The organism is Ensifer sp. EB106-05-01-XG146, from assembly GCF_058791875.1.
Genome location: NZ_JBYTDX010000003.1, coordinates 1049847 through 1063059 on the forward strand (window position 1 = coordinate 1049847; position 13213 = coordinate 1063059).

Below are 13213 nucleotides of genomic sequence, written 5' to 3' on the forward strand. Positions count from 1 at the left end.
GTGTCCTCCCCGATTACCTCAAGCGCTCGCGCCCATTTCATTTCTCATATAATCGGAGTTATAACAAATCAAGCGATGACCGGCCTGACGTGAAGGCAAAGAAAAACCTCCGGCTGGTGAGGCCGGAGGTCGAAAAAAGTGGAGGGGAGCTGTCGAAGTGGCCCTTCAGGGATGGTGCAGCACGCTCATACCGCCATCGACCGTCAGGCAGGTGGCGTTCATGAACGGGCATTCGTCCGAGATCATGAAGAGTGCAGCCTTGGCGATTTCCTCCGGTGTTGCGATGCGGCCACCGGGATGGAGCTTCATAGTATCGGCCTCGGCGGCGACCGGATCGGGGAAACTGTTCCAGTATTCCACGGCCTTCTGCGTGCGGACATAACCCGGCGCCAGCGCATTCACGCGCACGCCCTGCCCGGCATATTCGAGCCCCAGCGCCTTGGTCATGCCGAGAAGCGCATGTTTGGCGACCGGATAGGGGAAGGTGTGCGGGATGATGGTGAAGGCGTGGGTCGAGGCAATATTGAGGATGACGCCGCCGCCCGCCTCGATCATGCCCGGCAGCACAGCCTTGCTGCAATTCCACGCACCCTTGAGATTGATGTCGAAGCAGCGCTGCCAATCGGCATCCGAGAGTTTCAACGGCTCGAAGAAGACGTTGACGCCGGCATTGTTGACGAGCGCATTCGGCTGACCGATCTGACGGGCGGCGGTAACGACGACCTGCTCGATGGCATCGGCATCGGTGATATCGGCCGTGGCGTAGCCGACCTTCCCGCCCGACATACGCAGGCGCTCGGCTTCGCTCGCCAAGAGGTCGCCATCACGGTCGATGAGGAAGAGGCCCGCCCCCTCGCCAAGGAAGGCTTCAGCGATGGCAAGGCCTATGCCTTGCGCTGCGCCGGTGACAACGACGCGTTTTCCCTCAAGACGACCCGCCATATCCGCGCTCCCTACCACTCGGCTACGCTGCCATCGGCGTGGCGCCAGATCGGGTTGCGCCAGCGATGGCCTTCCTTTGCGCGCTCGATGACATATTGCTCATCCACCTCGATGCCGAGGCCAGGGCCTTGCGGGATAGACACGAAGCCGTCCGCGTAGTGGAACACCTCCTTGTTGGAGATGTAGTCGAGAATGTCGTTGGCCTCGTTGTAGTGGATGCCGAGGCTCTGTTCCTGGATGAAGGCGTTGTAGCTGACGGCATCGACCTGAAGGCAGGCGGCAAGCGCAATCGGTCCCAGCGGGCAATGCGGTGCCAGCGCCACGTCGTAGGCCTCCGCCATCGCAGCAATCTTGCGGCATTCGGTGATGCCGCCGGCATGCGACAGGTCCGGCTGCAGGATATCGACATAGCCGTCGGCCAGCACCGACTTGAAGTCCCAACGCGAATAGAGCCGCTCACCGAGCGCGATCGGCGTCGAGCAATGGTTGGCAATTTCCTTCAGCGCCTCGCGGTTTTCCGAAAGCACCGGTTCTTCGATAAACATCAGGTTGAAGGGCTGAAGTTCCTTCGCCAGGACCTTCGCCATCGGCCGGTGCACGCGACCGTGGAAATCGACGCCGATGCCGATATGCGGGCCGATCGCCTCGCGGATCGTCGCAATGGTTTCGACCGCCTTTTCCACCTTCTCCCAGGTGTCGACGATCTGCATCTCCTCGCAGCCATTGAGCTTGATGGCCTTGAAGCCGCGAGCGACGACGTCGCGGGCATTTTTGGCGACATCGGACGGACGGTCACCGCCGATCCAGGAATAGACCTTGATGCGGTCGCGCACCTGGCCGCCAAGCAGCGCATGCACCGGTTGGCCATAGGCCTTGCCCTTGATGTCCCAGAGCGCCTGGTCGATGCCAGCGATCGCCGACATGTGGACCGCACCGCCGCGGTAGAAGCCGCCGCGATACATCACCTGCCAATGGTCCTCAATCAGCAGCGGATCCTTGCCGATCAGATAGTCCGCAAGCTCGTTGACGGCGGCTTCCACGGTCAGGGCGCGGCCTTCGACAACCGGCTCACCCCAGCCGACGATGCCCTCGTCGGTCTCGATCTTCAGAAACAGCCAGCGCGGCGGAACGATGTAGGTGGTGAGCTTGGTGATCTTCATGGTGCGATATCCGCTGGGTCAAACAAGGCGACGACGTCGGCCGCCGGGAAGGGGTTTCAGCGCGCCGACGGGGCGGGCCGGTGACGTTCTACGGCAAGCTTGAGGTCGCGGGCGGCAAGATCCAGCATGCGCGTGGAACAGTCGCGCGCCCTCGCCTTGTCGCGCAGACGCAGTGCCTCGACCAGTTCGCCATGGATATCGATTGCTTCGTCACGACGTTCGGCAACTTCATTGGAGGCATACAGCGAGAACTTCAGCGCCGCCTGGATGATGCCGACGAGTTGCAGGAAGACCTGGTTATGGCTGGCCTTGAGCAGGCAGGAATGAAAGGCGACGTCGGCATCGGTGAAGCCGACGACATCGCGCTCGCCGTCACGCATCGCCTGCCAGGCGCGCTCGAGGTCGGCAATTTCCTGGACGGTCGCGCGTTCGGCCGCAAACTCTGCGGCCGCCGGCTCGATTGCGCGGCGCGCCTCCAGAACGCAGTTCAAAAGATCGAATTCAAAGATGCGCTCGCCGATCCATTCGAGCACCTGGGAATCGAGGATGTTCCACTCGTCCTTGTTGCAGACGATCGTGCCCACCCGGGAACGGCCGCGGACCATGCCCTTCGATTCCAGCACCTTCAAGGTTTCGCGGATGACGGTCCGGCTGACGCCATAACGTTCGCAAAGGTCGTTTTCGCGCGGCAGGAAGGAGCCGACCGGAAAGACGTCGGCGCAGATGTCCGAGGCGATGGCGCGCGTCACATTCTTTTGAACGCGAGGGCGACGCTGGCCGCGCTCCTGCGCGCCGTTGCTGTAGTCCTGCTCTTCCACCGCCATTTTCCTCCCGCTCCCGTCTCCCTGTCGCTCCATAGCGCAGACGCTTGGAGGCGACAACGCAGCGAAGCACATTATCGTTATACATCACTATCTCATTCATCATACAAAGGCAATTGACGAATATGATGATTCATCATACACAAATGCTCACTGCAGGAGGCAGTTCACCAGGGAGAGACATCATGCGCTTTATCAAGGCAGCCATTCTGGCTGGTACCGTCGCCGTGTTTGCGGCAACCTCGGCGTTCGCTGCCGACGTCAAAATCGGCTTCATCGTCAAGCAGCCGGAAGAGCCGTGGTTCCAGGACGAATGGAAGTTCGCCGACGTCGCCGCTAAGGAAAAGGGCTTCACGCTGGTCAAGATCGGTGCGGAAGACGGCGAGAAGGTTCAGTCGGCAATCGACAATCTCGGCGCCCAGGGCGCGCAGGGCTTCATCGTCTGCACCCCTGACGTCAAGCTCGGCCCCGGCATCGTCGCGAAAGCGGCCGCCAACGACCTCAAGTTGATGACGGTCGACGACCGTTTGGTCAACGCCGACGGCAGCCCGATCGAAGACGTGCCCCACATGGGCATTTCGGCGACGAAAATCGGCGAAGCTGTTGGTCAAGCCCTGGTCGACGAAATCAAGAAGCGTGGCTGGGACATGAAGGACGTCGGCGCGATCCGCGTTTCCTACGACCAGCTCCCGACGGCGGTCGACCGCGTTGAGGGCGCACTTTCAGTTCTCAAGGCCAACGGCTTCCCGGAAGCTAACATCTTCGACGCGCCGCAGGCCAAGACCGATACGGAGGCAGCACTTAACGCCTCGACGATCGTGCTCAATAAGAACGCCGGCATCAAGAAGTGGGTTGCGATCGGTCTCAATGACGAAGCGGTACTCGGCGCCGTGCGCGCAACCGAGACGGTCGGCATTGCTCCCGACAGCATGATCGGCGTCGGCATTGGCGGCGCGGACTCGGCGATCAACGAGTTCAAGAAGCCTTCAGCAACCGGCTTCTTCGGCACCGTCATCATCTCGCCGAAGCGCCACGGCTACGAGACCGCACTCAACATGTATGAGTGGATCGCCAACGGCAAGGAACCGGAAAAGCTGACCCTGACCGCCGGCCAGCTTGCGCTGCGCGACAACTACGAGGCCGTACGCAAGGATCTCGGCATCGAGTAATCGCTGCTTGCGACACGAGATCACGATTGTTTGGGTCGGACCGACCCAAACAATCAACGTGATCGATTCTGGTAGTTTAGAGCGGGATGCGGGCGGAAAACCGCGCACACTTTCCTCATCCCGCTCTATCGGCCCGGCGGCTCGGCTGCCTGGCGTTCCGTATCGGAGCCGCATATGCAAGACTTCCTCGAATTCCAATCGATCTCCAAGGGCTATCCCGGCGTCCAGGCGCTGTCGGATGTCTCGTTTTCTGTGCGCAAGGGCGCCGTCCATGGCCTCATGGGTGAGAACGGCGCGGGCAAGTCGACGCTTATCCGCCTGCTCTCGGGCGACCAGTCCGCCGATAACGGCGAGATCCGTATTGAAGGCGAAGCACAAGGCTATCGCTCCGTGCGCGATGCGTTTCGCGCCGGTGTTATCGTCATTCACCAGGAACTGCAGCTCGTTCCGGAACTGACGGTCGCCGAAAACCTCTGGCTCGGCCACTTCCCCGGCAAGGGCGGGGTCATCGATCGGCGCCAGTTGCTTCGCGTCGTCGGCGAGAAGCTTGCGGAAATCGGCATTGACGTCGATCCGTCCGCCAAGATCGCCTCGCTCTCGATCGGCGAGCGCCAGATGGTCGAGATCGCCAAGGCCGTCATGCTTGATGCGCGCGTCATCGCGCTCGACGAGCCGACCTCGTCGCTGTCGTCCCGCGAAAGCGAAATCCTCTTTGCCCTGATCGAACGCTTGCGCTCGAATGGCACCGTGATCCTCTATGTCTCCCACCGGCTCGACGAGATCTTCCGGCTTTGCGACAGCCTGACGGTGCTGCGCGACGGCAAGCTTGCCGCCCATCATCCTGACATTTCCAAGGTCACGCGCGACCAGATCATCGCCGAGATGGTCGGACGCGAGATCTCCAACATCTGGGGCTGGCGGGGCCGCGATCTCGGCGCGGAACGTCTGCGCGTCGACGCGATCTGCGGTCCGAAGCTGAAGACACCCTTGAGCTTCTCGGTCCGGCGCGGCGAGATCCTTGGCTTTTTCGGCCTGATCGGCGCTGGCCGCAGCGAGATGACCCGGCTGGTCTATGGCGCAGACAGACGCCACCAGGGAACCGTGACGATCGACGGCGCGATCGTGCCGGCCGACAACCCGCCACAATCGATCCGCGCCGGCATGGTCCTGTGCCCAGAGGACCGTAAGTTCGACGGCATCGTTCAGGGGCGCAGCATCGAAGAAAACATGGCGATTTCGTCGCGCCGGCACTTTTCGCCCTTCGGCATCCTCAACCGCAAGAAGGAAGCGGAACTGGCGGACCGCTTCATCGCCAAACTTCGGGTGCGCACGCCGTCCCGCAAGCAGGACATCATCAATCTCTCCGGCGGCAACCAGCAGAAGGTCATCCTTGGCCGCTGGCTCTCCGAACAGGGCGTGAAGGTGCTGATCATCGATGAGCCGACGCGCGGCATCGATGTCGGCGCCAAGTCGGAGATCTACGAAATCCTCTACGAACTCGCCGGTCAGGGCATGGCGATCGTCGTCATCTCCAGCGAATTGCCCGAGGTGATGGGCATTACCGACCGTATCCTCGTCATGTGCCAGGGCCGGATCGCCGCCGATTTCGCGCGCACCGATTTCGACGAAAGACGCATCCTCGCCGCCGCCCTTCCCGATGTTCCAACCGAGCAGGTTCAGCCGTCATGACTTCCTTGAAAAAACTTCTTCTCGGCGAACAGGGTCTGGTCGTCATCTTCGCCGTCGCCTTCGCCATCGTGGCGCTGACGGTTCCGAACTTTCTGACTGAGCGCAACATGCTCGGCCTGCTGCAGTCGGTCGTCACTATCGGCATCGTCGCCTGCACGATGATGTTCTGCCTGGCCTCGCGTGACTTCGACCTCTCGGTCGGCTCCACCGTCGCCTTCTCGGGCATGGCCGCCGTCATGGCATCGAACGCCTCCGGCTCGATCCTCGTCGGCCTGATTGCGGCACTCCTGTGCGGCGGCTTCGTCGGCCTCGTCAACGGCGTGGTGATTGCGCATTTCCGCATCAACGCGCTGATCACGACGCTTGCCACCATGCAGATCGTGCGCGGTTTCGCGCTGATTGCGTCTGACGGTCGCGCCGTCGGTATCAACGACCCGAGCTTCTATCAGTTGGCACTGTCGAAGTTCCTGGGCATCCCTACGCCAATCTGGGTGATGGGTTGCTTCTTCCTCGTCTTCGGTTTCGTGCTGAACCGCACTGTCTTCGGCAAGAACACGCTCGCGATCGGCGGCAACCCGGAAGCCTCACGCCTCGCCGGCGTCAATGTCTCCAACATGCGCATATGGATCTTCGCACTGCAGGGCCTCGTCTGCGCTGTTGCCGGCGTGCTGCTCGCCTCGCGCATCACGTCAGGCCAGCCGAATGCGGCAACAGGTCTCGAACTCTCGGTCATTTCGGCCTGCGTGCTCGGCGGCGTCTCGCTTGCCGGCGGCAGGGCGGCGATGACCGGCGTGATCGTCGGTGTTCTCATCATGGGCATTGCCGAAAACGTCATGAACCTGCTCAACATCCAGGCCTTCTACCAGTATGTCGTGCGCGGCCTGATCCTTCTGCTCGCAGTGCTGCTCGACAATCTGCGGTCGGCAGCCGCCGGTCGTCGCAGTTAGGGCATGACGGAAGACATCGTCCTCCTCGAAAACGAAGAAGGGCTCACTGTCGAGGTGAGCCCGCCTGGCGGCGCGATCCTGTCGGCCCGCTGGCGCGGTATTCCTTTACTGGCGCCGACGTCGGCACCGGGGCTTGCCTCGCAAGTGTTCGGCGCCGAGGCCTGCTTTCCGCTGGTGCCCTTTGGCAACCGCATTGAGGCCAATGGCTTCCAATTTGACGGTCGCGACTACAGGCTGGAAAGAAACACCACCGATCCGCTCGTTTTGCATGGAGACGGCTGGCTTGGACGCTGGTCAATCCTGCAGCGCGACCGGCAATCGCTCGCCATGCGCTTGGACCAGGAGGCAAGCGTTGCCACACCCTTTGCCTATGAAGCGATAGAGACGATCGCCATCGACGGACCGCGCCTGATCCTCTCGCTCTCCATCACCAACCGCGCCGACCAGGCCCTGCCCTACGGACTGGGCTTCCATCCATACTTTCCGCGCACGACTGAAACGCGCCTCATCGCCCGTGCCGACCGATACTGGAGCGAACGGGAAGGTCATCTGCCAGACCGCCCCGGCCCCATCCCTCAGAGCATGAACTTTGCATCCGGTTCCCCCTTGCCCCCGAACTGGCTGAACAATGCCTTCGACGGCTGGGATGGACGAGCCCGCATCGAATGGCCGGAAACGGGGCTTGCCGCTTCGCTCGAGGCCGATGGGCATTTTCGGTTCTTCGTTCTCTACTCGCCGTCGGCGACAAGCAGCTTCTTTTGCTTCGAGCCGATGAGCCATCGGCCGAACGCGCACCGCGATCAACGCGACGGCGGCCTCGTCCGCCTGCAGCCTCTCCAGACTGTGACCGGAACGATCGCGCTCAGCGTCGAGGAACTGGCGAGCGGGTAACAGTTCGCAAAGAGCGGTTTCGCATCCAGCAATCGTTTACAAGTAACCCTGGGTGAAATTGCTTTAAGTGAAAATTTTTGGTTGCTACCGCGGGGTCCTCGCGCCTGTGCGAACAGCCGGTGCCAGCGCCTCAGGCGGGATAGCTGCGATCGACCGCCCGGTCGCGGGTCTCCGGTAGAGATTGTGCAGGCATTGGGGACGAAGGCGAAAAGATCAAAGACTTCGCAAGATTGCTTATACCAATGATTCCGTGGAACTTTTTTGAGCAGGCTCCGTTTAGAAGCCGCCACGACCGCCCCGGTCGGTGGCGAGACTGAACAGGAGATATGCATGAATTATGTGACCGCCGCCGCGCTTTCCCTTGCCCTCGTTTCCAGCGCTGCCTTCGCGCAAGAACCCGCAGCAAACGGCGCAGATGCGATGCTGGTCGGCCCTGGCATCACGATGGGCACCACCGCAACGATGCCGCTGAAATATGTGGAAATCAAAGACACCGATATCGTCAATTCACAGCTCATCGGCGTCGATATCTACAACAAGCAGAACGAGACGATCGGCGAGATTTCCGACGTCGTCATCGGCGACGGCAAGTCCGTCATCGGCATCGTCGCAAGCGTCGGCGGTTTCCTCGGCGTGGGCGAGAGCTATGTCGTCATCGACCCGGCGTCAATTGCACTTGCCAACGACAACGGCACTTGGAAGGCCTATGTCGACACCAACAAGGATGACCTCTCCAAGGCACCAAAATTCGATTACGGCAAGCTGAAGAAATAGTGACCGGCCCTGCCGCGCGCGTTCGCTTCTCCGGCGAACGCGTTTTCGTCTTCGGGCGCCTGCACATCCGCCACCGAATAACCGCATTCAGAATGCGCGAAAGCATTCCATTTTCTGCGACAAATACCGCCACGACTTAGTTTTCTATTCTCACAATGTGGACATTTCTGCACGAGTGTGCCAAAAGACAATCGGATTGCGACATGATGTCGTATTTGCGCAGGCCTTTCTGGTCGTGCGCTTCTCCGTTTCGCTGATCGTTTCATCAGCCTTTCAAACACAAAGGAGAGTGCCCCGCTTCCGGAGCCGGGCCCAGAACATATGGCATTTCAAACTGAGAGCGACCGCTCGGCCGACGAGCAACCGGTCAAGATCAGTATCAAGAACGTTTTCAAGGTTTTTGGCGAGCGGCCGGACGAGGCGCTGAGCCTTCTTAAAGCCGGCAGCACGAAGGCGCAGATCCACGCCGAGACGGGTTGCACCATCGGCGTCAACAACGCGACCTTCGACATTCGGGCCGGCGAGATCTTCGTGATCATGGGGCTTTCGGGTTCCGGCAAGTCGACGATGCTGCGCCTCCTCAACCGCCTGATCGAACCGACCTCCGGTTCCATCGAGATCGATGGCAAAGACGTAGCACGCTTGCCGCGCAGCGAACTGATCGCCTTGCGCCGCCGCGACATAAGCATGGTCTTTCAGTCCTTCGCGCTGCTGCCGAACCGCAGCGTTATCGACAACGCGGCCTTCGGCCTCGAGGTCGCTGGCGTCGGCGAGGCCGAGCGCAAGGCCCGCGCCCGAACGGCTCTGCACGCTGTCGGGCTGGAAGGATACGACGACAGCCGCCCCGACCAGCTCTCCGGTGGCATGAAGCAGCGCGTCGGCCTTGCGCGAGCGCTCGCCGCCGAGCCCTCCGTGCTCCTCATGGACGAAGCCTTCTCTGCTCTTGACCCGCTGATCCGCACCGAGATGCAGGACGAACTTGTCCGCCTTCAGGCCGAACACAGTCGGACCATCGTGTTTGTCAGCCATGATCTCGACGAAGCCATGCGGATCGGCGACCGCATCTGCATCATGCAAAATGGTGAGGTCGTGCAGGTGGGCACCCCGGACGAAATCGTATTGAAGCCCGCCAACGACTATGTGCGGTCGTTCTTCCGCAATGTCGATGTCTCTCAGGTCTTCCGCGCCGGCGACGTCGCCCGCAAGACGCAGGTAACGATCATCGAGCGACAGGGTGTTTCGGCCGCAGCTGCACTTGAGCGCATGGAACACTACGATCGCGAGGTCGCCATCATTCTCGGCCGCGACAAGACCTATCACGGCATGATCAGCCGGTCTTCGTTGATCGCAACCGCCCGCGACGGCGCCGCCGACCCCTATCGGCGCGCCTTCCTGCCGGATATCGAGCCGATCCCGGCGTCGGAAAGCTTGTCCAACGTGCTTGGGAAGGTGGCTGCAAGCGCGTTCCCAATGCCTGTCATCGACGAAGCCAACCGCTACCTCGGCTCGATCAGCAAATCCGCGCTACTCGAAACGCTCGATCGCACCGCCTGATCCAGTCCTTCGGAGACAATTCATGACTTTCGATATCGGTGACGGCGTCGACAGCGCCGTCAACTACATCCTCGACAATTTCGCACCGCTGCTCGATCTGATCGCTGCCGCCATCGGCACCGTGACCAACAGCATCCAGGCGGCACTTCTCGCCGCCCCCTTGGCCCTCGGGCTCGCGATCTTCGTGCTTTTGTCGCTATGGCGCGTCGGCTTCGGCTTTGCGGTCTTTACCGCCCTTTCACTGATGCTGGTCGAACACATGGGCCTTTGGTCCGCGATGATGGAAACCCTGTCGCTCGTCATCGCATCGACGCTCGTTGCCATGCTCATCGGCCTGCCGCTTGGCATCGCCATGGCGCGCAGCGATCGCGTCGCGGCATCCGTGCGGCCCATGCTGGACCTCATGCAAACCATGCCGGCCTTCGTCTACCTCATCCCGGCGGCGATGTTCTTCGGCCTTGGCGCCGTGCCCGGGACGATCGCAACGGTGATCTTCTCGATGCCGCCGGTCGTGCGGCTCACCAATCTCGGCATCCGTCAGGTGCATGTCGAGTTCATCGAGGCCGGCAACGCCTTCGGCTGCACCGCCTGGCAGCTGCTCGTGAAGGTGCAACTGCCGAACGCCATGCCTTCGATCATGGCCGGCATCAACCAGACGATCATGCTTTCTCTCTCCATGGTGGTGATCGCCTCGATGATCGGTGCGGGCGGCATCGGCAACACGGTCCTGACCGGCATCCAGCGTCTCGACGTCGGAACCGGTTTCGAAGGCGGTCTCGCCGTCGTCATTCTCGCCGTCATTCTCGACCGGATCACCCAGAGCTTCGGCAAGGAGCGCGCCAGCCCGTGGCGCGTCCTGTTCCGCCGGCGACAGGAACAACCCCGGACCTCTCCCGTCACTGCCTGACGCTGCGGACTTTCCCATCCATCTGGCAGCGTTCGCGCTGCCGCTTGCAAACGTTCAAGAAAGGAACATCCATGTTCAAGACCCTTGCGACCATCAGCCTTGCGGCCAGCATTGCCGCCGGTACGTTTGGCGCGGCTGCCGCAGAGGAAAAGCCACCCGTCAGGATCGGCTGGGCCGCCTGGTCGGACGCCGAGTTCGTCACCAAGCTCGCCGCAAAACTGATCAAGGACGAGCTCGGCCAGGAGGTCGAACTGGTCCAAACGGATATCGCTCCGCTTTACCAGGGTGTCAGCCGCGGCGACCTCGATGCCATGATGATGGCTTGGCTGCCGGAAACCCACGCCGACTACTTCGCCAAGGTGAAGGACAAGGTAACGACCCTCGGGACCGTTTACGACGGCGCCAGACTCGGCTGGGTGGTGCCGAAATACATTCCCGAAGACGCCATCGCCTCGATCGACGACCTCAAGAAGGACGATGTGAAGGAGAAGCTCAAGGGCAGGATCGAGGGCATCGATCCCGGCGCGGGCCTTACGCGTCTGTCCGAGCAGGCAGTCAAGAACTACGCGCTCGACGGATACAAGCTGCAGATCTCCAGTGAGGCCGGCATGCTGACGACCATTGACCGGGCGATGCGCAAGAAGGATTGGTTTGTCGCCACGGCCTGGAGCCCGCATTGGATGTTCGGCAAGTACGAGCTTCGCTATGTAGCGGATCCGAAGAACGCGCTCGGCAAGGCCGAACGTGTGGACGTGCTGGCACGCAAGGACATCGAAAAGGACAACCCCGAAGTCTCAGGCCTGCTATCTCGCATGAAGCTGCCGATCGCCGATCTCGAAGCCGCGATGTTTAACGCCCAGCAGACCTCCTACGAAAAGGCTGTCGACCAGTACATCGCGGATCATCCCGACCAGATCAAAGCCTGGCTCGCCAAGGACGGTGGCTAAGCTCTGCCGCTCGCGTCCACAACCGACGCCCGCGATCTCGTTGCGGGCGTACCTCCCGACAGAAGGATCATCGACATCATGAACGACATGCTTGCACCCCGCGCCACGGCCGACGCCACTGACGACACGATCGGTGGCCGCATTTCGCTTGCCCGCGATGCCATCAAGCTTTCGATCGAAGAGATATCGGCAATCGCGGGTGTTACCGAAGAGACCTGGATCAGCTGGGAAAATGACCGCGCAGAACCGAGGGCCAACCGCCTCGACATGATGGCCGGCATCCTGCAGGTCAACATCGCCTGGCTTCTCGATGGGCGCGGAACAGGACCAGTGGAGGCGAGGTAGTCCGCAAGGACTGCCCGTTCGGCGCGCTCAGGAAGATCACCAACACCATCACAGGCGATCGTCGCTGCGGTCGCAGCCGCCTACCTTTCGCCGATCGGGGCCGAGACGGATCCGACCCTTCTCAAGCCCCGATGACGTTCCTTGGTCGCCCACCTTAAACGGAGACAGCTTCCAGGCGGACGCCGTCAAAACGCGCGTTCATCGCAACGATCGATCCGGCATCCGGCATCAGGCATGCGGCCGTCGCCAGCGCGTCGGCGATGGCAGCGGATGGTGCCGACACCGAGACAGAGCGCCAGTTTGCTGGCGCGGGCATTCCGGTCAGGGGGTCGAGAATATGTCCGTCTCTGGCTGCTTGATCGAAAGTCGTGCCGAGAGGGGCGGAGGTGGCGACCGCCCGCTGGCGCAGCGGCAGGCGCTGGCCTGATTCCAGTCGGACGGGCCATCCGCCGCCGCCCGGTCGTCCCCCGAGCGCACGGAACTCGCCGGTATCGATCAGAATGTCCGTCAGTCCCTCAGCTTCAAGCATTGCTGCTACGCGGTCGGCGACATACCCCTGGCCGATGCCGTTCAACGTCAGCGCCATGCCCGGATGCAACGTGATCGCTGCTGCATCGAGCTTGACCTTGCCCCAGCCGACGTTGCCACGCACGCGATCAACGTCCGCCGGGCCGGGTCGCGTGCCGTTTGCAGCCGATTGAGCCCAGAGCGTCCAGAGCGGCTGTACCGTCGGATCGAAGCGCCCGCCGCTTGCCAGGTGGACTGCGTTGGCCAGTGACAGACATTCCAAAAGCTCGAATGGCGGGTCTTGAAGATGACCGTCGCGGTTCAGCCGGCAAAGCGCGCTGTTGGCACGGTAGAGGCTAAGGATGTTTTCCAGACGGTCGATCTCCGCCATGACCCTGGAGACGATCGTCTCGGCCTCGGGGTGCGCAATCCGGATCGAGGCACGCGCGCCAAGAGCCTGACCTGTCCAGAAGCGGGTTGCCGCGTTGGCGTGGGCGATGGCGGGCGCCGTTGCGAGAACTGCAGAAATTGCAATCAAGCGGCGTCGGGTCAGCAGCATG

13 protein-coding genes are annotated in these 13213 nt (G+C 61.8%); 9 read left to right on the forward strand and 4 right to left on the reverse strand.

Annotation, left to right across the window (positions count from 1 at the left end; all coding sequences use genetic code 11):
- Positions 1-165: 165 nt before the first annotated feature.
- From AC3WVQ_RS33525 to AC3WVQ_RS33535, 3 genes are read right to left on the reverse strand one after another with little or no spacing between them, the layout of a single operon-like run.
- Complete coding sequence (locus tag AC3WVQ_RS33525; protein WP_192444988.1) at positions 166-942, reverse strand: SDR family oxidoreductase; 777 nt, start codon at positions 940-942, stop codon at positions 166-168.
- 11 nt (positions 943-953) lie between these two features.
- Positions 954-2102, reverse strand: a complete 1149-nt coding sequence (dgoD, locus tag AC3WVQ_RS33530; protein WP_060530195.1) for a galactonate dehydratase — start codon at positions 2100-2102, stop codon at positions 954-956.
- A gap of 56 nt (positions 2103-2158) precedes the next feature.
- A complete protein-coding gene (locus tag AC3WVQ_RS33535; protein WP_192444990.1) occupies positions 2159-2926 on the reverse strand; it encodes a FadR/GntR family transcriptional regulator in 768 nt (255 codons plus the stop codon).
- Positions 2927-3108: 182 nt separating this feature from the next.
- Between AC3WVQ_RS33535 and AC3WVQ_RS33540 the strand changes: the two genes are divergently transcribed.
- From AC3WVQ_RS33540 to AC3WVQ_RS33580, 9 genes are all read left to right on the forward strand, one after another.
- Complete coding sequence (locus AC3WVQ_RS33540) at positions 3109-4092, forward strand: arabinose ABC transporter substrate-binding protein (protein ID WP_192444992.1); 984 nt, start codon at positions 3109-3111, stop codon at positions 4090-4092.
- A gap of 174 nt (positions 4093-4266) precedes the next feature.
- Positions 4267-5781 carry an L-arabinose ABC transporter ATP-binding protein AraG gene (gene araG, locus AC3WVQ_RS33545; RefSeq protein ID WP_134887096.1) on the forward strand — a complete coding sequence of 505 codons (1515 nt, stop codon included), beginning with the start codon at positions 4267-4269 and terminating at the stop codon, positions 5779-5781.
- Complete coding sequence (araH, locus tag AC3WVQ_RS33550; RefSeq protein ID WP_029742703.1) at positions 5778-6728, forward strand: L-arabinose ABC transporter permease AraH; 951 nt, start codon at positions 5778-5780, stop codon at positions 6726-6728. The genes araG and araH overlap by 4 nt, the downstream gene beginning before the upstream one ends.
- A 3-nt stretch (positions 6729-6731) precedes the next feature.
- Positions 6732-7619 (forward strand): aldose 1-epimerase, encoded by an 888-nt coding sequence (locus tag AC3WVQ_RS33555; protein ID WP_029742704.1) that lies wholly within the window; start codon positions 6732-6734, stop codon positions 7617-7619.
- Between the two features lie 330 nt (positions 7620-7949).
- On the forward strand, positions 7950-8393 hold the full coding sequence (locus AC3WVQ_RS33560; RefSeq protein WP_210333416.1) for a PRC-barrel domain-containing protein: 444 nt from the start codon (positions 7950-7952) through the stop codon (positions 8391-8393).
- A gap of 321 nt (positions 8394-8714) precedes the next feature.
- Positions 8715-9947: a glycine betaine/L-proline ABC transporter ATP-binding protein ProV gene (proV, locus tag AC3WVQ_RS33565; RefSeq protein WP_060520864.1), complete on the forward strand. Its 1233-nt coding sequence runs from the start codon at positions 8715-8717 to the stop codon at positions 9945-9947.
- A gap of 22 nt (positions 9948-9969) precedes the next feature.
- Entirely contained in the window at positions 9970-10854 is an 885-nt protein-coding gene (locus AC3WVQ_RS33570) for an ABC transporter permease (RefSeq protein WP_029742707.1), read from the forward strand.
- 71 nt (positions 10855-10925) lie between these two features.
- Positions 10926-11801: a glycine betaine ABC transporter substrate-binding protein gene (locus tag AC3WVQ_RS33575; protein ID WP_134887095.1), complete on the forward strand. Its 876-nt coding sequence runs from the start codon at positions 10926-10928 to the stop codon at positions 11799-11801.
- A gap of 78 nt (positions 11802-11879) precedes the next feature.
- Entirely contained in the window at positions 11880-12146 is a 267-nt protein-coding gene (locus AC3WVQ_RS33580; protein WP_226020894.1) for a helix-turn-helix domain-containing protein, read from the forward strand.
- A 154-nt stretch (positions 12147-12300) separates the two neighbouring features.
- On the opposite strand, the gene AC3WVQ_RS33585 is transcribed toward AC3WVQ_RS33580, so the two are convergent.
- On the reverse strand, positions 12301-13212 hold the full coding sequence (locus tag AC3WVQ_RS33585) for an FAD:protein FMN transferase (RefSeq protein ID WP_192444996.1): 912 nt from the start codon (positions 13210-13212) through the stop codon (positions 12301-12303).
- Between the last annotated feature and the right edge of the window lies 1 nt (position 13213).